Origin of the sequence: Pigmentiphaga sp. CHJ604, from assembly GCF_036972535.1 — a bacterium.
Lineage (GTDB): Bacteria > Pseudomonadota > Gammaproteobacteria > Burkholderiales > Burkholderiaceae_B > Pigmentiphaga > Pigmentiphaga daeguensis.
In genome coordinates this window covers 2,199,047-2,218,916 of record NZ_CP136998.1, presented here as the reverse complement: position 1 = coordinate 2,218,916, position 19,870 = coordinate 2,199,047, and the positions used below count along the sequence as shown (strand labels likewise).

Here is a 19,870-nt window from a genome sequence, read left to right as displayed (position 1 = left end):
CCTTCGTGGGCTATTTGAGGGTGGCCTGCAGCACGTCGCCGTAGGCCTTGATGTCGTGGCGCAGACGGGCCGAGAGTTCGGCCGGTTCGGCCGGATAGGGATCGCCGGTCAGCGCGAACTTCTCCTTCATTGCCGGCTGGCGCAGCGCCGCGTTGAACTCGCGGGTCAGCCGGTCGACCACCGGCTGCGGCGTGCCCGCCGGCACGACGAACATGAAGTAATTGGTGATCTCCAGGCCGGGATAGCCGCTCTCGGCCAGCGTGGGCACGTCAGGCAGCAGCGGATGGCGCTTGCCGCCCAGCGTCGCCAGCGGTACGAGCTTGCCCGTCTTGATATAGGGCTGGGCGAAGTGGACGGGCATCAGCATCGTCTGGATCTGCCCTGCCAGGAGATCCGTGTTCGCCGGCGCGAGCCCCTTGTAGGGCACGTCCACGAAATCCGCCCCGGTCAGCTTGCGCAGCTGGTGCAGGTGCACGAACCAGGGACTGCCCGGCCCCATGGTGCCGAAATCAACGCCCTTGCCCGTGGTCGAGAGCCGCACCAGTTCCTTCACCGAACGCGCCGGCACCTTGGGATTGACCACCAGCACCAGCGGCACCAGCGCTACGCCCGACACCGGCATGAAATCCTTCACCGCGTCGTACGGCACCTTGGCGCCCAGTACCTCGCTGGCATGCGGCAGATGGGCCATGGCCTCGTTGATGGCATGCGAGTCGGTGACCAGGCCGACGGTGTAGCCGTCGGCCTGCGCCCGGGCGACGGCATCCGTCCCGATGATCGTCGAGGCCCCGGGGCGGTTGTCGACGATGACCGTCTGCCTGAGGCTGGCCGACACCACCTCGGCCAGCGCCCGCGCCGCCGAATCGGCGTTGCCGCCCGCCGGATACGGCACCACGATGCGGATCGGCCTGGCCGGCCATTCCTGCGCGAACGCGGGCGTGAGGGTCGCGGCGGCCAACGCCGCCATCGTGCAGAACGCACGTCGAATGGCATTCATGTCGTCTCCTTGGTTCTCGCCGGCGATGCCGCCGTGTCGAATGCGGGAGGAAGTCTGATGCCACCCCATACCCCTGTATAGTAGGTGCACTTAGTGCACCACCAACGGAGAAGCATGTATCTGCTTACGGGAAAACCCGAGGACTCGGCATACAAGGAGGTCCGCGGACTGAGCCGGGGGCTGGCGGTATTGCGGGCGCTGAACGGCATGCCGGGGGGGATGGGCGGCGTGGTCGAGCTGGCCCGCCTGACCGCCCTGCATCGCACGACGGTCAAGCGCCTGCTGGAGACCCTCAGGCAGGAAGGCCTGGTCCACCACAAGGACGACGGCGCGCTGTACGTGCTCAGCTTCGAGGTGCGGCGGCTGGCCGAAGGCTACGTCGGCGCGGACTGGATCGACCGGGTCGCCTCGCCCGCCATGAGCGCGCACCTCAGCGCCCTGTCCTGGCCCAGCGATCTCGCCACGCCCGACGGCGGCTTCATGATCGTGCGGGAATCGACGCACCGCGCCAGCCTGCTGTCCCAGCACCGGGCCACCATCGGCACCCGCATCGCGATGCTGACCTCGGCCATCGGCCGGGCCTGGCTGGCCTATTGCTCGGACGAGGAAAGAGAAGCCACCCTGTCGCTGCTGCGGGAACGGAGCGACGCCATCGGCGCCGTCGCCCGCGATAAGGCATACGTCGGCCGCGTGCTGCGCGAAACCCGCCGGCGCGGCTACGCGGTCAACAAGGGGGAACTGGCGAACGAGGAAAGCGTCGCGGCGATCGCCTTTCCCATACGCCTGCGCGGCCACGCCATCGGCGCCATCAATCTCGTCCTGCAGCGCAACGTCGTCCCGGACCGGGAAATCTCGTCCCGCTACGTGCCGCTGCTGCGCATCCTGGCCGAAGAGATATCAGTCGGCGCGACGCGGCTGTCCCAGCGCGGCGATCCGTCTTAGCGCGAACGAGGCCATCGGCTGCAGCAGGCCGCGGAAGGCCTCTTCGGACAGGGGATGCGCCAGCAGGAAGCCCTGCGCCTCGTCGCATCCCAGTTCGATCAGGAAACGCATCTGCTTTTCGCTTTCCACGCCCTCGGCCACCACTTCCATGTGCAGCGCGTGCGACAGCGTCACGATGGCCGACAGCAGCGCACGAGCCTCCGCCTCGTTGCGGTCCAGCTCCGAGGTGAACAGCCGGTCGACCTTGATCTGCTTGACCTTGAACCGGTGCAGATAGGCCAGGCTCGAATAGCCCGCGCCGAAATCGTCGATCGCCATGTCGAAGCCGCGGGCGCGGAACCGGCTCACGATCTCGGCCGTGCGTCCGGCGTTCAGCATGGCCACGGTCTCGGTGATCTCGAACATCACGAGGCGGCGCGGCACTTCCCGCTCGTCCAGGATGTCCTCGACGCGCCCGATCAGGTCGGGCACGTTGAACTGTATGGGCGACAGATTGATCGAGATCTGGACCGGCTCCAGCCCGCGCCGCCGCCAGTCGCTCACGCAGCGGCAGACTTCCCGTATCACCCAGTCGCCGATCTGGACGATCTGGCCCGAGCGCTCGGCGATGGTGATGAACTCCATGGGCGCCACGCTGCCGAAGGTCGGGTGATGCCACCGTATCAGCGCCTCCGCGCCGCAGATCGCGCGGGTGGCCACGCTGAACTTGGGCTGGAACACCAGGCTGAACTGCCCTGCGTCGAGCGCGGCCTGCAGGTCCTGCTGCAGCATCAGCGTGCGGGCGGCGTTGGCGTGCATGCCCGGCTCGAAGAAACAATAGGTGTTCCGGCCCGCCTGCTTGGCGCTGTACATGGCGGCATCGGCGCAGTCCAGCAATGCCTCGCCGTCCCGGGCGTCTCCCGGATACATGGCTATCCCCACGCTTGCGCTGATCCGCAGGCGCGCCTGGCAACCGATCATGTCGTTCCGCAACACCCGCAGCAGCTTCTTGGCGACGGACGCCGCATCCCCGGGTGCCGATATGCCCCGCAACAGCATGACGAACTCGTCGCCGCCTATGCGCGCGACCAGGTCGTCCTTGCGCACGTGCGAAGACAGCAGTTGGGCGCAGCCCTTGAGCAGGTCGTCGCCCACCGCATGCCCGAGCGAATCGTTCACCGTCTTGAACCCGTCCAGGTCCAGGAAGAAGACCGCGAATGCCGTCTTGTCGCGAACCGCGTCCTGGATCGCCAGGTTCATCTGCTCGACCAGCATCAACCGGTTCGGCAGTCCGGTCAGCGCATCGTGCATGCTCAGGTATTGCAGTTGCCGGTTGGCCCGCCGCAGCGAGTCGGCCAGGCTGTTGGCGCGCCAGCCCAGCACCAGCAGGGTCCCCAGCAGCACAGCCAGCGACGAGCCGGACACCATCATTGCCAGCCAGTTGGGATCCAGCTGGCTGGCCGACAGGCAGACGCTGCCGGGGGCGAATTGCGCCGCGCTCATGCCGGTGTAGTGCATGCCGGTGATGGCGCCCCCCATCACCAGCGCCGCGCCCAGGCGCTTGAAGGCGATATAGGGTTCGTCCGAACCTCGCAGCGCGACGCCCAGCCACAGCGCCACGACAGAGGCCGCGATGGCCAGGCCGATGGAGGCCAGCACGATCCAGGGCACGTAGCTCACCGCGGGCGCCATGTCCAGGGCGGCCATCCCCGTGTAGTGCATGCCCGCGATGCCCGCTCCCATGGCCGCCCCGCCCGCCAGGCAGCAACGGAGCCGGACACGGCCGCTGGCCGATACCGCCAGCGCGAAACCGGACACCAGGATGGCGATCAGCAGGGACAGCGCCGTGGGCCCGAACGCGTACCCCAGGGGAATGGGCAGGGAAAAAGCCATCATCCCGATGAAGTGCATCGACCAGATGCCCACCCCCATGGCGACCGCGCCGCCCATCAGCCACGGCAGCCGACGCTTCCATCCCGGCAGCGACGCGATGCGGCCGGTCAGCTCCAGCGCCGTGTAGGCGGCCAGCGATGCGACCACCAGGGAAAGAAATACCAGCAAGGGGTTATAGACACCGTGCACGACCGTATTCCCGGATGCGTATCTATCTTGTTGCCAGGAAGGCGAAGAGACCCGTCCTCCTTATAGCAAAACATCCCTCGGCCAATCACGCCTTTGCCGCGGGAATTCAAGCCCCCGAGCTGCGCCTTACCGCCCAGCCGGGCTCCTTCCCCACCACGCGGTTCCTGCCCAGGCGCTTGGCCCGGGCCAACCGTTCGTCCACCGTCGCATAGGCCAGTTCGAACGAGACGCCATGCTCGAAGCTGCCCACGCCCAGGCTCACGGTGCATTGCAATCCCGGCGCGATGTCCGAGAAATCCTGGGCGGCCGCCGCGACACGCAGCCGCTCGGCCACCCGCCTCGCCTCGTCGTCCGAGGCTTCGGGAAGCACCACCATGAACTCCTCGCCCCCGAACCTGCCCACCGCGTCGTCCGCCCGTATGCCCTGCTCCATGATCGCCGCCAGCCGCTTCAGCACCGCATCCCCCGCCGGATGGCCGTAGCGGTCGTTGATCCCCTTGAAATGATCCACGTCCACCATGATCAGGCCATAGCGCGCGCACCGCGGCAGGCGCGCCGCCAGGAACTCGCCCAGCCCCGACCGGTTGTTCATTCCCGTCAGCGGATCCCGGCGGCTGGCCTGGCTCAGGCTGGAGATGGTCCGCACCGACGTCAGGCCCAGCATCAGGAACGCCACGCCTATGCCGAAGAAATAGAAGCTGGTCTGCATGACCTCCCAATAAAGCGAGTGGTCGTAGCCGTACCGGTCCGCCGGCCGCGTGGCCAGCATGGCCCGTGGGAGCAGGCTGAGCGTGCAGGCCGCGACACACCAGAACAGCAGCCGCTCCAGGGCGGTTCCCCGCGCCATATGGCGGACCTGCCACAGCGCCAGCAGGAACACCAGGGCGGCGGCAACGTGCGTCGTGGCCACGCGCAGCCGGAACAGCGACTCGTCGTGCGCGCTGGCCATGCGTATGGCCAGCATGACCGCCAGCACGAGCGCGGCCGGCAGCCCGGGCAGCCGCCTGTCCTCCAGCGCCGTCAGGCCCCGCGCGAAGCAGAAGATGGCGCACGCGTAGGCCACTCCCGTCAAGGCGATGTTAGCCAGGAGCCAAGGCGGCCACAGCAGGATCTGCATGGAGATGCCGCCCGCGTAGCAGGCGAAGCCCATCGCGAAGAACAGGAATTGCGCCTGGCGATGCGCGTAGCGCCAGGCGCCGTAGAACATGGCCGCCAGCAGAAGCGCGATCAGGGGATGGGCGAGCGCAAGCAAGGTGTCGTTGTTGTTCATGATGCCGCACTCGGTATGGAACGGCTGCCGACCGGCCCACGCCGGTCTCCCGGGAGCATGGCCGGGTCGGTGCCCATGGCCGACGACCTGCCTCCAGGAAGACAATGATAGCGATACCAGGCGGTCGCGGTTCAGCCAGTACCCCCGGCGCAACACCGGGGAAACTCCGACTGGAACACGGCGCGCGCGCCGCGGCTACGCGGCGGCGTTCGCCTTCGGAATCAGCTCCGCGCGGGCGGCGTGCCAGCGACGCATCGCCGCTTCATGGCAACGCAAGCCTTGGGGGTCGAAATCGGCGACAGGCGCCGGGTCCAGGTCGAAGTTACCGTGGCGATCCACGCCGCGCACCAGGCTGGCCGACAGGCGCTGGCGGCTGTCGCACCGGCAGTGGGTGGGTATGTAGCTGATGCCCAGGCCGATGCGCCGGTCCGCGGAGCGATTGGGCATGGAGTTGTGGAAAAGATGGGTGTGGTGCAGCGAGAACTGACCGGGCTCCAGCTGCATCAGGTCGATGCAGGCATCGTCGGGCACGTCTATCCGCTGGCCCGTATTCAGCATGTTGGCGGCATCCCCGCCCGCCGAGTGCCGCTGCTGTCCCCGCGCGTGACTGCCCGGCACCACCTGCACGCAGCCGCTTTCCTCATTGCTGGGGGACAACGCCACCCATGCGGTCACATGCTGGGCGGGCTCCAGGCCGAAGTAGGTCGAATCCTGGTGCCAGCTGACGAACGCGCCGGTGCGTGGTTCCTTGATCCAGCAGGTCAGGTGGAAGACCAGGATGTCCGGGCCGATCAGGTCCTGGACGGCGTCGAGCACGCGCGGATGGCGGACGATCTCGTCCGCCCACTTCAGGTAGAGATGCATCTTGCGGCGCCGGTCCGCGGACAGCCCTCCGCCTGCCTGCTCGGCGGACTCCAGCAGGTCGCGGTAGACACGCGCCTGCCGCGGGGAAAAGGCCTCCACCGGGCTGACGTATCCCTGGCGCGCGTACGCGTCGACCTGTCCGGCGCTCAGCATCCTGCCCATCTGTGCTCCTTGCGTTCCCGGCATCCGCCCGGAATCAATCGTGGGCCGTCGCCCCCGTCATGGTCACCGCTTCGGTCCAGAACGCGCGCTCGCGCTTCAAACGTGCCTCGCCCGCGGCCGGATCCATCGGTTCGACGATGCTGGCCGCCTTGTCCAACGCGGCGATGTAGTCCGGCGAGGCGGTCACGCGGGCCATGGCCTTGCTCAGCCGCGCGAAAACCTCGGGCTTGACGCCCGAGGGCGCCACGATCGAAAACCAGCTCGGCGCGTTGAGCTCCGGGAAGCCCGACTCGACCAGCGTGGGCACGTCCGCCAGCGCGCGGATCCGTTCGCTCGTCGTGACCGCCAGGGCCTTCACGCTGCCCTCCTTCACCATCTGCGCCGCCAGCGCCGATCCCGTGAAGCAGAACCCCAGGCGCCCCGCCACCAGGTCCACCATCAGCGGCGCGCTGCCCTTGTACGGAACATGCAGGAACTTCATGCCCCCCGCCTTGGCGAGCATCTCGGTCGTCAGGTGCGACAGCGAGCCGACGCCGTTCGAGCCGTAGCTGACGTCGCCCGGATGGGCCTTCACATAGGCGACGAACTCCTTGATGCCGGCCACCGGCACCGTCTTGGGATTGATGACCAGCACGTTCGGCATGGACGCGATCATGGACACGAAGCGGAACTGCTTTTCCGCGTCGTACGGCAGCTTGCGGTAGAGCGGCTTGTTGATGGCCAGGATGGCCTGCCCCGCCACCAGCAGGGTGTAGCCATCGGCCGGCGCCCGCGCGACATAGTCCGCGGCGATGTTGCCGCCCGCCCCGGCCTTGTTCTCGACCACCACCGACTGCCCCAGCTCGGCTGCCAGGGCGTGCGCCGCCAGGCGGCTGACCGTGTCGGCCGACCCGCCCGCGGGGAACGGACAGACCAGCGTCAACTGGCGCGTCGGATAGTCCGCCCCGGCCGCGGCGGCGCGCGCGCCGCCCGAAAAGGCCGAAGCGGCAAGGGGCGCCGCTGCCAGCAGCAGGCGCCGGCGCGTATTGACGTGAGACGGATCGGAAGCGGTACCCATGGACGGCCTTGAGGAAAAGTGAATTTTCCGGTTCAGGATAAACCTTGACTCACAAAACTATCAACACTTTATCCAATAACTAGATATTTACCCCTATAAAATCGCCAAAAACGTCAATCCACAGGACGAAATATCCGACAATCAAGAAAAAGTGTCGACATTAACCAAAGCTCGGAGCAACCCATGGACTCTTCCCACCTCCCGCTGTCCGGTCGGGTCGCGATCGTGACCGGCGCCGCGGGCGACCTGGGCGCGGCGATCGCCGGCCGCTTCCTGCTGGCCGGCGCCAGCGTGGCATGGCTGGATCGGAACCAGGCCGAGGCGGAGGCGCGCATCGGCCGGGGACCCTGCCCGGAACGCAGCCTGGCACTGGGCTGCGACGTGGCCGACGCCGGGTCTTCGCGCCAGGCGGTCGAAGCCGCGGTTGCCCATTTCGGCGCGCTGCACGTCCTGGTCAACAACGCGGCCATCGTGTCGCCACGGCTGCCGCTGGCCGAACTGGGGGTGGACGACTGGCAACAGGCGCTGGACGTGAACGTGACCGGCGCCTTCCTGATGGCCAAGTGGGCCATTCCGCACCTGCTGGGCGCGCCGGGCGCGGTCGTCCTGAACGTCGCGTCCCAGCTCGGCCACGTGACCAATCCCGGCGCGGGCGCCTACAGCACCAGCAAGGCGGCCCTGCTGGGCCTGACCCGCTCGATCGCCGTGGACTACGCGCAGCAGGGTATCCGCGCCGTCAGCCTGTCGCCGGGATCGGTGATGACCAGCCGGCTCACTCGCCGGTACGGCAGCGAAGCGGCCGCGAGCGCCCAACTGGCGCCCCGCCATCCCATGGGCCGCATCGCCACCCCTGCCGAGATCGCCGAGGCGGCGCTGTTCCTGGCCAGCGACGCGGCGGCCTTCGTCACGGGCACGGACCTGCTGGCCGATGGCGGGTATACGGCGGTGTAGCGCCGACCCCTTATGCGCCGCGCCATGGCGGTTCCTCCTGTCCGTGCGTGCCGGCGTTTCAGGCGTCCGGCATGTAGGTCAACGCGCCGTCCCGGATCCGAGCTGCCGACGTATACGGATGAACCTCGCTCTTCCCGGGCCCCAGGATGTGCCTGACACAGACGCCCCTCGCCTTCAGGTAATCGGCGATCAGCGACCGGTGGCATCGCCACCACACGGCTTCCGCGCACATGACGGCGGTCCGCCGGCGGCGAGCCAATGCCAGCAGCCGATCGACGCCCAGGCGAAAGTCTTCGGTCTCCATGTAGTCCGCATACCCGCGGAACGATGGGTTGCGCCATACGGTGTTATGGGAATCCGCAAGGGGGGAACGCCGGCCGCCGAGTTCCGGCAGCGGCACATACTCCACCCCGGCCTGCGCCAGCGCGCGGCCCAGCGCATCCGGATTGAAGTGAGGATACTTGCGTGAACCCGCGTGCCGCCGCACGTCGGCGATCGCCTCGATGTCATGGGCGGCCAGCATCGCCAGGAACGCTTCCAGGGAATGCGTGGAATGTCCCACCGTCCACACTTCCAGCCCTGCCGTTTCCATCGCCATGCTCCTCGTCCTTTCGCGTGTCTGCGCTATAAGCTCGCTCGCCGCAAGGTGTTGCGCCCCTCGGCCTTGGCCTGGTAGAGCGCGGCATCCACACGGTCGAAGACCTCGGCCGTGCGGCGTTCGCCCCGGAAGATGCCGAACCCCATCGACGCCGTCACGACGCCATGCGGCGGATTGCCCCGATGAGCAATCCCCATGCCCGCGATGGCCGTGCGCATCCCGTCGCAGAAACACTCGCCCTCGGCGTCCTCTCTCAGGCGGCAGGCCACCAGGAACTCTTCGCCGCCTATCCGGAAGACCCGGTCGTCGGACCGGCCCAGCATGCCGCGCAACAGGCCGCCCACGCGCTTGAGCACCCGGTCGCCCGCGGCATGGCCATAGCGGTCGTTGTAGGCCTTGAAGTTGTCGACGTCGAGGATCGCCACGCACTTCAACAACCCGTCGTCGGCCGCTTCGACGAAGGGGGGAAACTCCAGCGTGTAGGCGCGGCGGTTGGGAACGCCCGATAAGGGATCCAGCAGCGAGGACCTGGCGTCGGTGATGTCGGTGAAGATCCAGATCCGCGCGCGGAAGGATCCATCCGCAGCGAAGGGCACGCTGCGGCGGGCGAAGACGCGTCCATCCTTGAAGTGCAGTTCGTCGCGGTAGGCCTCATCCGTGGGATGAAGGGCCTCGACGTGTTCCAGGAAGCGGCCGGGATCGGCAAGCTGGTCGCTGGCGTGGGCCAGCATCCGGCTTTCGCTCCATCCTTCCCAGGCCTCCTCCGGAAACTGCCACAGCAGCATGAAGGCCTTGTTGGCATAGATCACCCGCCTGTCGGCATCGACCAGCAGCACGCCATCGGGCAGCGCATCCAGCGCAAACCTGAAGACCCCCGCCGGCACGGGCGTTCTGGGCAGGCTCCCGGCCATGGCGGGTTTTCTTGTTATCAGGCTCATACGCGGCACGCCGTCGACGGACAGGGACCTAAGATAGCGCACTCGCGGCAGCCGCGCATGCCGGCCCCGCGGTCACTGGATCCGGATGTTCCGCCTGCGCACGATGTCTCCCAGCTCCGCCTGGCTGCGCAGGAAGAACGCCCGGAACTGCTCGGGCGTGCCGGGATCCGGAATGAAGCCGCGCTCGCGCAGTTCCTTGTCCACCTCGGGCTGTTGCAGCGTCTCGCGTATCGCGGCGGCCAGGGTCTTCAGTACCCGCGGCGGGATACCCTTGGGGGCCAGCACGCCTTGCCAACTGTACATGTCGAACCCGGGATAGCCGCTTTCGTGCACGGTGGGCACGTCGGGAAGATACGGCAGGCGCTCGCGGGTGGATACCAGCAAGACTTTCAGCTTGCCCGTGCGCAGGTAGGGCAGCGCCGTGGCGGGATCGGAAAAATAGAGGTCGATCTGGCCGCCCAGGAGATCGCGCATGGCCGGCGCCGCCCCCGGAAACGGCACGTGGGTCGGATGCACGCCCACTCGTGCGGCCAGGGCCTCCATGGTCAAGTGGTTCATCCCGCCCTGCCCCCAGCTTCCATAAGTGAGCCGGTCGCCGCGTTCCTTCATGTAGGCGAAGAGCCCCGCGGCGTCCGAGACGGGCAGATCCCGTCGCGCCAGCAGGAGCAAGGGCGTGCGCACCAGGAGCGCCACGAAATCGAGGTCACGCTGCGCGGAATACTTCAGGCCGGGATACAGCGCGGCATTGACGGCGATCTGCTCGGCGGTGTTCATCACGGTGTAGCCGTCACGCGCGGCGGACAGCAGCGCCTGCGTGCCGATGATGGTGTTGCCGCCCGGCCGGTTGTCCACCACGATCGGCTGCCCGAGCGTGCGCGACAGCCGCTGCGTGACGACACGTGCCACGTTGTCGGCGCCGCCCCCTGGCGGATAGGGAACCAGCCACCGGATGGGATGCGCCGGATAGTCCCGGGCCATGGCGCCGGCGGCGACCAGGCACGACAACAACGCGAATACCGCCGTGATGTACCGCATGGCGCCTCCGTTCTAAAACGATCGTTTTATTTCTATTAATTTATCCCAAATATTGGGATACGTATTTATTTTTTATACGATCGTTTCAGAAAGGGATGCCATGCGGGGACTCGCCGTCAGCCAGGCCGGTTGTGGACGGGGGTACCGTCCTTTCCATGCCGGCGCTACGCGGCCCCTACGACATCTTCAACGGCACACCCGTCTTGGCCTGGATCTCCTCGGCGCTGACGCCTTCCGCCAGCTCCACCAGCACCAGCCCGTCCGCCGTCACATCGATCACGCCAAGGTCGGTGATGATGCGGTCCACGACACCGACGCCCGTCAGGGGCAGCGTGCACTCGGGCAGTATCTTCAGCTCGTAGCCGCCATCCTTCTTCCTGGCCACGTGCTCCATCAGGATCACCACCCGCTCGACGCCGGCCACGAGGTCCATCGCTCCCCCCATGCCCTTGACCATCTTGCCGGGGATCATCCAGTTGGCCAGGTCGCCCTTCCCGCTGACCTGCATGGCGCCCAGGATGGACAGGTTGATCTTGCCGCCGCGGATCATCGCGAAGCTCTGGTCGCTGCCGAAGATCGACGATCCCGGCAGCGTGGTCACGGTCTGCTTGCCCGCGTTGATGAGGTCCGCATCCACCTGGTCCTCGGTCGGGAACGGGCCGATGCCCAGCATGCCGTTCTCGGACTGCAGCCAGACCTCGATATCGCCCGGCACGTGGTTGGCCACCAGGGTCGGGATGCCGATCCCCAGATTCACGTAGAAACCGTCGCGCAGTTCCCGGGCGGCCCGCGCCGCCATCTGGTCCTTGCTCCATGCCATGATCAATTCTCCGCCTTGGTCGTCGTGCGCTGTTCGATCCGTTTTTCAGGATGGCTGTTCTGCACGATGCGATGGATGTAGATGCCCGGCAGATGGATGTCGTCGGGCGCCAGATCGCCGACCTCGACGATCTCCTCGACCTCGGCAATGGTAATCCTTCCCGCCGTGGCGGCCGCCGGATTGAAGTTGCGAGCCGTGTAGCGGAAGCGCAGGTTGCCGGCACGGTCGGCCACATGCGCCTTGACCAGGGCCACGTCGGGCACCAGGGACCGTTCCATCACATAGGTTTCCCCGTCGAACTCGCGAAGCTCCTTGCCTTCGGCGACCAGGGTCCCCACGCCCGTCTTGGTGAAAAAGGCCGGGATGCCCGCCCCGCCGGCGCGCAGCTTCTCGGCCAGCGTGCCCTGCGGCGTGAACTCCAGCTCCAGCTCGCCGCTCAGGTACTGGCGTTCGAACTCCTTGTTCTCGCCCACGTAGGACGAGATCATCTTCCGGATCTGCCGCGTCTCCAGCAGCTTGCCCAGCCCGAAGCCGTCCACGCCGGCGTTGTTCGAGATCACGGTCAGGCCCTTGACGCCCGAGGCACGCAGTGCCTCGATCAGCGCCTCCGGGATACCGCACAGGCCGAAGCCGCCCACCGCGATCATCTGCTCGTCTTTCACGACGCCCGCGAGCGCATCGGGGGCGGATGGATAAATCTTGTTCACGACACCTCCTCCAAGGACTGGAACCACCGCATCGCCTTCGCGGCCAGGGGCTGGCGCAAGGCGAGCGTTTGAAAGATACTACGTAGCCATCTACGTAGTTTTGCTTAGGAGCGCCGGTGTCCACCGACTCGGACTATCGCCTGGCCTTCGAGATGGCGCCCATCGGCCTCGCTCTCTCGAAGAACCGGATCATCGTCGACTGCAACAGCTATGTCTGCGACGTCTTCCACGCGTCCCGGGAAATCCTGCTGGGCGCGTCGTTCCGCGAGCTGTATCCCACGACCGAGGAATTCGAGCGCCTGGGCAGGCGCATCGCCCCCATCCTGAACAAGCATGGGCGCTATGCCGATACGCGTATCATGAAGCGCGCCACCGGCCAGCACTTCTGGTGCCGCGTGACCGGCCGGGCCTTCAACCGCGAGCGCCCGCACGAGGCAGGGATCTGGACCTTCGAGGATGTCAGCGCCGAGCGGCCGCACACGTCGGAGGCCCTGACGCCTCGCGAGCGCGAAGTCGCATCGCGACTCCTGGACGGCAAGACCTCGAAAGTGATCGCCCGGGAACTCGGCATCAGTCCGCGCACGGTGGAGGTGTTTCGCGCGAGTCTGATGAAGAAATTTTCAGCGACGAATACGGCGGACCTGATTCATCGGATGCTGTCGGCTTGAACGAGGATATGGCAACACATGAAAGGACTTCAGATGAAAGCACCCCTGGTAATCGGCCTTGCCCTGGCGGCGGGATGCGCGGACATGCCCGATAGGGCCGGGACCGCCCGGATCGCAAACCCGGCGTCCGAGTACTGCATCGAACAAGGCGGCAGGGTCGAGCTGCGCCAGGAAGCGAATGGAACGGTGGGCTATTGCCACCTTCCGGACGGACGCGTGGTCGAGGAATGGATGCTGTTTCGAAGCAAGACGGGCGGCAACCGGCAGTAATCCGCCTCCCCTTCCCGCCGTCCTATGGCGGGGTTTCGTCAAGGGCGGGTGCCTCCGGCATGGGGACGAAGCCGGGCAATGCTTCGACACGTTCCAGCCAGGCTCTGATAGCCGGGTACGCCTCCAGGGACAGCCCACCCTCCGGCGCATGCGCGATATAGGTATACGCCGCGACATCCGCCAGCGAGGGATGTTCCCCGATGGCGAACATCCGCCCCGACAGCATCGACTCCAGCACAGGAAAGAGCTTCATGCTGATCTCCACCGCATGGCCCATGGGGACCAGTTCCTCGCCATAGACCCGCAATCGCCGCGCCGCGCACGGACCGAACGCGATCGGTCCGGCCGCCAGCGAGAACCATTGCTGCACGAGCGCACTTCCTTCGGCGTCCTCAGGCAGCCAGGCAGGCCCGCCGTACTTCTTCGCCAGGTACACCAGGATGGCGTTCGAATCGTGAAGAATCGTGTCGCCGTCGACGATGGCGGGGACCTGCCCGAAAGGATTCATCGCCAGGAACTCGGGCGTCCTCAGGACGCCGCCGTGCGGATCGACATCGATCTTCTCGTAGGGCAGTCCGAGCAGGGACAGCAACAACTGCACGCGATGGCCGTGTCCCGAGTACGTCATCGAATACAGGCGGATGGGCATGGCGGCGGCTCCGGTCAAGGCCGCGCCACGCCGCTTCCCCAGATCTGGGCAAAGCGCAGCAGGCCAGTCCCTGAATGGCAGTTCACATACTCAAAGGAAGGCGTGCTGCCGATCACGAAGACTTCATGCCAGGTGACGACGCTGCGTTCGGCCCCGTACTGCCGGCGCTTGGCCAGCGCGTGCCTGAAGATGTCGAGGTGGCTCTTGTGGCTGGCCGCCCACCGCTCGAGCGGCGCCAGGGAAAGGAAATAGCCGTGCTTGGACGTTTCCCTGAGCTCGTTGCCTTCGCGGTCCAGCGCGACCAGCGAACGCAGGGACAGGCACCCTGTCGTGCCGGCATGGTCCTTGAGATACGCCATGCCCGTGTCCAGCTTGGGCTGCAGATTGGCGTAATAGTCGTCCAGCTGCTCGCCTTCGGCCCGCGCCCAATACTGGCCCGAGCGGATGTTCACCACGTTGGGCGGTACGTCTATCCTGATCCGCCTGCCGGCGCCGGCATCGAACCCGCCTTCGGGAGCCTCGTCCCCATGGGGGGAGTCCAGCGGATCAACGGCCGAAATGGGAAGCCGGTCGCGCATCGCGCCGAAATAGCCGGCGACATACATGGGCTCCAGTTCGCAGCCGTTCGTGCGCGCGATGCCCGCACGGTAGTAAGGTTCGGAGAAAATCGTCTCGACCCGGTCGTAGGGCACGACCAGGGTTTCGCGCCAATGGCCCACCGCTTCCTTTTCCCGGTCCGGCGATGCGAACCAGCCGTTGAATGCGTCGCGGTGCTTCCAGGCCGCGTACCGCGTCAGGTCGACCCAGTATGCGATGACGATGGAATTGGCGAAGCCGGCCTCGTCCGTGCAACGGACCTCGTCGAAGCAATCCGGCCCCCACGGGCTGGCGAATGCCGCCCGGGCCCTGTCGAAGAAGGCCCGTTCCGCGCCCAGGTCCGAGGGCTGGCGCTGTACGGCGATGTAGTCCGCCACGACCGTCGTGACGGGTGCGCTCCACCGGACCTGGAACTTCGGTGCCGCCGGGGCGAAGTCCCCCGGCCGCCGGGCCGGTATCGTACGCGGGTATTCGATATGAAAACTCATGCTGGGCTCACTGATGCGGATGCTCAGGCTCGGCCAGGGGCGCCGTGCAGCCCCGGCGACTCTTCTTCGACGGGCTGCTCGCGCAGGAACAGGCCGCCTATCACCACCGACAAGGCCGCGAAGATCACCGGATACCAGAGGCCGAAGTAGATGTCGCCGGTAAAGGCGACCATCGCGAACGCCACGGCGGGAAAAAAACCCCCGAAGATCCCGTTCCCCACATGGTAGGGGAAAGACAGCGCGGTATATCGGACACGGGCGGGGAACATCTCGACCAGCGCGGCGGCAAGAGGAGCATAGACCATCGCGAAAAAGACGCACAGGATGACCAGCAGCAGTATCACCATCCCGTGGTTGACCCGCGCGGGATCCGCCTGGCTGGAGTAGCCGGCCTGCTCGAGCGTGGACTTCAGCGCCGCGGCGTCGAAGCCGGTCAACGTGGTGCCCCCGATCTGCGTGACGGGGCTGACGGCGGCCGGATCCGCGACGTTGTCGTAGGGCACGCCCGACTTGGCCAGCAAGGCCTTGACGTTGTCGCATTCCGTCACGGGCGGATTCTTGCCCAGCAGGTCGATCTGCACGTTGCAGGTGCCGGGCGCGGCGCGCACCGTGACCGGGCTGGACGTCGAGGCCGCCTGCAGGCCGGGATTGGCGTATTGCGTCAGCGCCTTGAAGACCGGGAAGATCGTCAGCGCAGCAAGCAGGCAGCCCGTCAGGATCACCTTCTTGCGGCCGATCTTGTCCGAGATGGCCGCGGCGCACCACATCATGGGCAGGCAGATCGCCAGGGAAATGGCGTTCAGGAAGCTGGCCGTGCCTATGTCCAGCCTGAGCGTCTGGGTAAGAAAGAAGAACGAATAGGTCTGCGCCGTGTAGAGCACCGTCGTCACGCCCATGACCAGGCCGAACAGGGCGATCAGCATGGCCTTGATGTTGGCCCAGCTGCCGAAGGTTTCCTTGATCGGCTGCCTGGACGTCTTGCCCTCGGCCTTCATCTTCATGTAGACGGGAGATTCATGCAGCACCGTGCGGATATAGACCGAGATCGCCAGCATGACCGCGGAAAGCAGGAACGGAATGCGCCAGGCCCATTCCTCGAAGGCCTCGCCGAAGCTCGTGCGGCAGACATAGACCACGAGCAGCGCCAGGATGGAGCCGCCGGCGCCGGTCATCTGGATCCAGCTGGTATTGCGCCCTTTCCTACCCGGGCTGGCATGCTCGGCCACGTAGATCGCGGCCCCCCCGTATTCGCCGCCCAGGCCCAGGCCCTGCAGCACCCGCAGCAAGAGCAGGAGAATCGGCGCCAGAATGCCGACCTGCGCATACGTCGGAATCAGGCCCACGCAGAATGTGGCGCCGCCCATCAGCACGATGGTGATGAGGAAGGTGTACTTGCGCCCGATCATGTCGCCCAGGCGGCCGAACAGCAGCGCCCCCAGCGGACGCACGGCAAAGCCGACGCCGAAGGCGATCAGCGCGAACAGATACGCGCTGGACGGCGACAACGGCGCGAAGAACAGCTTCGAGAACACCGACGCCACCGCGCCAAACAGGAAAAAGTCGTACCACTCGAACAGCGTGCCCAGCGTGGACCCGACGATGACGAGACGTTCGTGTTTCTTGGAATGCTTGATCGTTGATGTTTGTGCCGACATGATTTCTCCCAATTCCCCAACGACTATCGACGCGCTCAGTCGGCCACGAAAGTGACTGGCTGCATGGGCGTGGTGTTCACGGTCAGACTGAAAATGTCCGGGCGGGAATAATGGCCGCAGACGTCGAAATCCACGTTGCTGGCCCTGCCTATCCCGGTATCGATGTCCGCGTACAGGATCGTCTCGGTATCGAACACCGGCCCCGCCAGGACCTCGCCCAGGGGACTCACGATCATGCTGCCGCCACGCATGAGATAGTCCTCGTCCGCCGCCTGCATGCCGAAATCCTCGCGATAGAACGGCGGATACTCGCCCAGCCTGATGGCCTGGCACGCGCTCAGCACGTGCACCCGCCCTTCCAGGGCGACGTGGATCATCGTGGGCGCCCAGCTGGCACGGTCATCGGCGGTCGGGGCGCAGTAGATTTCCGTCCCCTGCGCGTACATCGCCTGCCGGAATGCCGGCATGTAGTTCTCCCAGCAGATGACCGAACCGATGCGGCCCAGCGGGGAATCCACCGGAGCGATCGTCGAGCCGTCGCCAAAACCCCAGATGATGCGTTCCTGGCCGGTCGGCATCAGCTTGCGGTGAAAGCCGGCCAGGCCGGCTCCAGGGGCAAGCGTGACGCTGGTGCAGTACAGCGTGCGCCCCATCCGCTCGATCACCCCCATCACGACGTGGACACCCGTCTCGGCACAGACCTCGCCCAGCAACGCCAGCTCGGGACCATCCAGGGTAACGGCACCCTCCATGTAGCGCCGGAAATGCGCCCGTCCGATATCCGTGCGGCGGCCGACCACGGTCCCGAACGCGGAACCCTTGGGATATCCCCCAAGAAAGGCTTCCGGAAAAACGATCAGCGACGCCCCTTCCCCCGCGGCGGTACGGATCAGGCCGGCAGCCTTCTCCGCCGTCTTCTGCGGCTCGAAGGGGACCGACGATGCTTGGACGACAGCAGCCTTGAACATCCACATACTCCCGAGGCGACATTTTCAGTGGGCCTCCATTCTCGTGACAGCCAGGTGTCCCGTCCATCCGAACGTATCGAACATCATGTTCTAATAAACTGCACACCAGGACATAAGACTCCCATGCAGATCCCCGCCTACCGCTACTTCCTCGCCGTCGCCGAAACCGGGTCGATCCGGCGTGCCGCCGAGCTGATGCATCTGAGCCCGTCGGCCATCAGCCGCCAGGTCCAACTGCTCGAACACGCGTTTCGCTCCCCCCTGTTCGAGCGGAACCAGACCGGCATGGTACTGACCGAAGAAGGCCGCATCGTGGCCGCGCAGATGCGCAACAGCCTGCGCGACATGGAGCTTGCGCGGGCGCGCATCGATGAACTGCACGGGCTGGTGCGGGGCAACGTCGGCCTCGCCTCGATCGAAGGCGTCATGACCGGCTGGCTGCTGCCCGCCATCTCCCGGTTCCGCGCCTCGCACCCGGGCATCACCTTCGATGCCCGGGTCGCCGGCTCGGAACAGGTCCTGCGCCTGGTCCACGACGGCACGGTGGACCTCGGCATTGCGCTGGCGCCGGACGAACACGACCCCGACCTGGAGATCGTCCACCGCTTCGTCACGCGCTACGTCGTAGCCGTCGCGCCGGACCATGCGCTGGCCCGGCGCCGCCGCGTCGACCTGAAGACGCTGCTCGCGCAGCCGCTGGCCCTGCTCGATGCGAACTTCGAGACCCGGCGCTGGCTCAACCAGGCCGCGACGCGCCGGCAACTGCCGCTCACGGCCGTCCTCAACCTGGACCACATCGAGAGCATCAAGCGCGCCGTGCGTGGCGGGGAACTTGCCACGGTGCTGCCGGACTATGCGGTGACCACCGACGCGGCGGCCGGGGAGCTTGTGATGATCGAACTGGAAGGCGCCTCGGCGGCGCGGACGGCCACCGTGCTGTGCTGCCGGAGGGGCCGGGTACAGACACGCGCGGCGCGGGCGGTCATCGACCTGCTGGCCGGCTGCGCGCCGGCCTGAGCCGGATACCGCGCGTCAGCCCCGCCGCGCGGCCACGATCGCGGCGACGTCGATTTTCTTCATCTCCATCATCGCCGCGAACGCGCGCTTGGCTTCCCCGCCGCCGGCAGCCAGGGCCTCGGTCAGCACGCGCGGCGTGATCTGCCAGGAAATACCCCATTTATCCTTGCACCAGCCGCATGCGCTTTCCTGGCCGCCGTTGCCGACGATGGCGTTCCAGTAGCGATCGGTTTCTTCCTGGTCATCGGTGGCGATCTGGAACGAGAACGCCTCGTTGTGCCTGAAGGCCGGCCCGCCGTTCAAGCCCAGGCAGGGAATGCCGGCCACCGTGAACTGGACCGTCAGCACGTCGCCGGTCTTGCCGGATGGATAGTCGCCGGGAGCACGGTGGACGGCGTGCACCGCGCTGTCGGGAAAAGTCTTGGCGTAGAAGCGGGCCGCCTCCTCGGCGTCCTTGTCGTACCACAGGCAGATCGTGTTCTTGGCGATGGTCATGGCGGGTTCTCCTGCATCGGGAAGACGTCTGGGAAGATTACGCCAGTCGGGGATGGCGGGCGGGTCCGCGAACATTTTGAAGCCATTTTGCCTTGGGGCGGCCCGGCGGCAAGAAAAACCCCTTGATCCTCAACTGAATCAAGGGGCTTTCACGTTCTCTGGCGGAAGCGGTGAGATTCGAACTCACGAACGGTTGCCCGTTGCCGGTTTTCAAGACCGGTGCAATCGACCACTCTGCCACGCTTCCCTATGCGGCGCCAGGAGCGGAATGATAATCCATTTTAGCCCTCCCGCCCCTGCCGGCCCGCCTAGAAGCTGGCCCCATCCACCCGCTTGATCTGCAAGGCGTCCAGGTCGATGGACGGCACGCAGCGCAGGTTCACCGCCCGCATGGGCGTGCCGTCGGGCATGGCGCCGCGGGCGAAGGATTGCGTGCCGCAGGTGGCGCAGAACATGTGCTCGATCTTGTGGGCGTGGAAGAAATAGGACCGCAACTGGTCCTGGCCCTGCTTCAGCCTGAACTGGCCTTCGGGCACGAAGCTCAGCAGGAAACCCTTGCGGCGGCAATGGGAGCAGTTGCAGCTCATGGCCTGGGCGGGCACGGGGGCGTCGACCTCGAACGCGACGGCCCCGCAATGGCAACTTCCTTCGTACGACATGC

The 19,870-nt window shown here is 66.4% G+C and carries 21 protein-coding genes and 1 tRNA gene; 5 read left to right on the top strand and 17 right to left on the bottom strand.

Translation table 11 applies throughout. The features are described 5' to 3' along the window. Positions 1–10: 10 nt before the first annotated feature. On the bottom strand, positions 11–997 hold the full coding sequence (locus R4823_RS10685; RefSeq protein ID WP_338618601.1) for a tripartite tricarboxylate transporter substrate-binding protein: 987 nt from the start codon (positions 995–997) through the stop codon (positions 11–13). 114 nt (positions 998–1,111) lie between these two features. Between R4823_RS10685 and R4823_RS10680 the strand changes: the two genes are divergently transcribed. Next, positions 1,112–1,939, top strand: coding sequence for an IclR family transcriptional regulator C-terminal domain-containing protein (locus tag R4823_RS10680; RefSeq protein ID WP_338618599.1), 828 nt, complete (start codon positions 1,112–1,114; stop codon positions 1,937–1,939). Here R4823_RS10680 and R4823_RS10675 read toward each other — a convergent pair. The 4 genes from R4823_RS10675 to R4823_RS10660 all read right to left on the bottom strand — a co-directional run bounded on the left by R4823_RS10675 (position 1,895) and on the right by R4823_RS10660 (position 7,353). Continuing rightward, the gene (locus R4823_RS10675) at positions 1,895–4,000 is read right to left on the bottom strand and encodes an EAL domain-containing protein (protein ID WP_338618597.1); all 2,106 of its coding nucleotides are present in this window, start codon (positions 3,998–4,000) and stop codon (positions 1,895–1,897) included. The genes R4823_RS10680 and R4823_RS10675 overlap by 45 nt on opposite strands. Positions 4,001–4,106: 106 nt before the next feature. Then, entirely contained in the window at positions 4,107–5,270 is a 1,164-nt protein-coding gene (locus R4823_RS10670; protein ID WP_087839380.1) for a GGDEF domain-containing protein, read from the bottom strand. A 195-nt stretch (positions 5,271–5,465) separates the two neighbouring features. Beyond that, positions 5,466–6,296 carry a phytanoyl-CoA dioxygenase family protein gene (locus R4823_RS10665; RefSeq protein ID WP_279819303.1) on the bottom strand — a complete coding sequence of 277 codons (831 nt, stop codon included), beginning with the start codon at positions 6,294–6,296 and terminating at the stop codon, positions 5,466–5,468. Positions 6,297–6,330: 34 nt separating this feature from the next. Then, positions 6,331–7,353 (bottom strand): tripartite tricarboxylate transporter substrate binding protein, encoded by a 1,023-nt coding sequence (locus R4823_RS10660; RefSeq protein ID WP_087839378.1) that lies wholly within the window; start codon positions 7,351–7,353, stop codon positions 6,331–6,333. 183 nt (positions 7,354–7,536) lie between these two features. Here R4823_RS10660 and R4823_RS10655 point away from each other — a divergent pair, with 183 nt between their 5' ends. Further along, positions 7,537–8,304: an SDR family oxidoreductase gene (locus R4823_RS10655; RefSeq protein WP_338618595.1), complete on the top strand. Its 768-nt coding sequence runs from the start codon at positions 7,537–7,539 to the stop codon at positions 8,302–8,304. A gap of 58 nt (positions 8,305–8,362) precedes the next feature. On the opposite strand, the gene R4823_RS10650 is transcribed toward R4823_RS10655, so the two are convergent. The 5 genes from R4823_RS10650 to R4823_RS10630 form a co-directional block, all read right to left on the bottom strand. Next, entirely contained in the window at positions 8,363–8,902 is a 540-nt protein-coding gene (locus tag R4823_RS10650; protein ID WP_087839376.1) for a DUF488 domain-containing protein, read from the bottom strand. A gap of 26 nt (positions 8,903–8,928) precedes the next feature. Next, the gene (locus tag R4823_RS10645) at positions 8,929–9,813 is read right to left on the bottom strand and encodes a GGDEF domain-containing protein (protein ID WP_279819309.1); all 885 of its coding nucleotides are present in this window, start codon (positions 9,811–9,813) and stop codon (positions 8,929–8,931) included. Between the two features lie 99 nt (positions 9,814–9,912). Next, a complete protein-coding gene (locus R4823_RS10640) occupies positions 9,913–10,875 on the bottom strand; it encodes a tripartite tricarboxylate transporter substrate binding protein (RefSeq protein ID WP_087839374.1) in 963 nt (320 codons plus the stop codon). A 175-nt stretch (positions 10,876–11,050) separates the two neighbouring features. After that, positions 11,051–11,695: a 3-oxoacid CoA-transferase subunit B gene (locus tag R4823_RS10635; protein WP_087839373.1), complete on the bottom strand. Its 645-nt coding sequence runs from the start codon at positions 11,693–11,695 to the stop codon at positions 11,051–11,053. A 2-nt stretch (positions 11,696–11,697) separates the two neighbouring features. Then, the gene (locus tag R4823_RS10630) at positions 11,698–12,402 is read right to left on the bottom strand and encodes a CoA transferase subunit A (protein WP_087839372.1); all 705 of its coding nucleotides are present in this window, start codon (positions 12,400–12,402) and stop codon (positions 11,698–11,700) included. A gap of 116 nt (positions 12,403–12,518) precedes the next feature. Between R4823_RS10630 and R4823_RS10625 the strand changes: the two genes are divergently transcribed. Then, positions 12,519–13,070 carry a LuxR C-terminal-related transcriptional regulator gene (locus R4823_RS10625; protein WP_254914616.1) on the top strand — a complete coding sequence of 184 codons (552 nt, stop codon included), beginning with the start codon at positions 12,519–12,521 and terminating at the stop codon, positions 13,068–13,070. A 33-nt stretch (positions 13,071–13,103) separates the two neighbouring features. Next, positions 13,104–13,340, top strand: coding sequence for a DUF333 domain-containing protein (locus tag R4823_RS10620; protein WP_087839371.1), 237 nt, complete (start codon positions 13,104–13,106; stop codon positions 13,338–13,340). A gap of 22 nt (positions 13,341–13,362) precedes the next feature. Here the strand turns inward: R4823_RS10620 and R4823_RS10615 are convergent, their stop codons facing one another. The 4 genes from R4823_RS10615 to R4823_RS10600 are packed head-to-tail and all read right to left on the bottom strand — an operon-like array spanning position 13,363 to position 17,703. After that, a complete protein-coding gene (locus R4823_RS10615) occupies positions 13,363–13,989 on the bottom strand; it encodes a glutathione S-transferase N-terminal domain-containing protein (RefSeq protein ID WP_087839370.1) in 627 nt (208 codons plus the stop codon). Between the two features lie 14 nt (positions 13,990–14,003). Continuing rightward, positions 14,004–15,074: a phenylacetaldoxime dehydratase family protein gene (locus tag R4823_RS10610; protein ID WP_087839369.1), complete on the bottom strand. Its 1,071-nt coding sequence runs from the start codon at positions 15,072–15,074 to the stop codon at positions 14,004–14,006. A gap of 23 nt (positions 15,075–15,097) precedes the next feature. Next, positions 15,098–16,729, bottom strand: coding sequence for an MFS transporter (locus tag R4823_RS10605; protein WP_087839368.1), 1,632 nt, complete (start codon positions 16,727–16,729; stop codon positions 15,098–15,100). Between the two features lie 35 nt (positions 16,730–16,764). After that, positions 16,765–17,703, bottom strand: a complete 939-nt coding sequence (locus R4823_RS10600; RefSeq protein ID WP_207958655.1) for a carbon-nitrogen hydrolase family protein — start codon at positions 17,701–17,703, stop codon at positions 16,765–16,767. A 117-nt stretch (positions 17,704–17,820) separates the two neighbouring features. Between R4823_RS10600 and R4823_RS10595 the strand changes: the two genes are divergently transcribed. Next, complete coding sequence (locus tag R4823_RS10595) at positions 17,821–18,714, top strand: LysR family transcriptional regulator (protein WP_132979989.1); 894 nt, start codon at positions 17,821–17,823, stop codon at positions 18,712–18,714. Between the two features lie 15 nt (positions 18,715–18,729). On the opposite strand, the gene R4823_RS10590 is transcribed toward R4823_RS10595, so the two are convergent. From R4823_RS10590 to R4823_RS10580, 3 genes are all read right to left on the bottom strand, one after another. Then, positions 18,730–19,209 (bottom strand): VOC family protein, encoded by a 480-nt coding sequence (locus R4823_RS10590; RefSeq protein WP_087839366.1) that lies wholly within the window; start codon positions 19,207–19,209, stop codon positions 18,730–18,732. A 159-nt stretch (positions 19,210–19,368) separates the two neighbouring features. Continuing rightward, positions 19,369–19,456, bottom strand: a tRNA-Ser gene (locus R4823_RS10585). A 61-nt stretch (positions 19,457–19,517) separates the two neighbouring features. After that, positions 19,518–19,868, bottom strand: a complete 351-nt coding sequence (locus R4823_RS10580; RefSeq protein ID WP_087839365.1) for a GFA family protein — start codon at positions 19,866–19,868, stop codon at positions 19,518–19,520. Between the last annotated feature and the right edge of the window lie 2 nt (positions 19,869–19,870).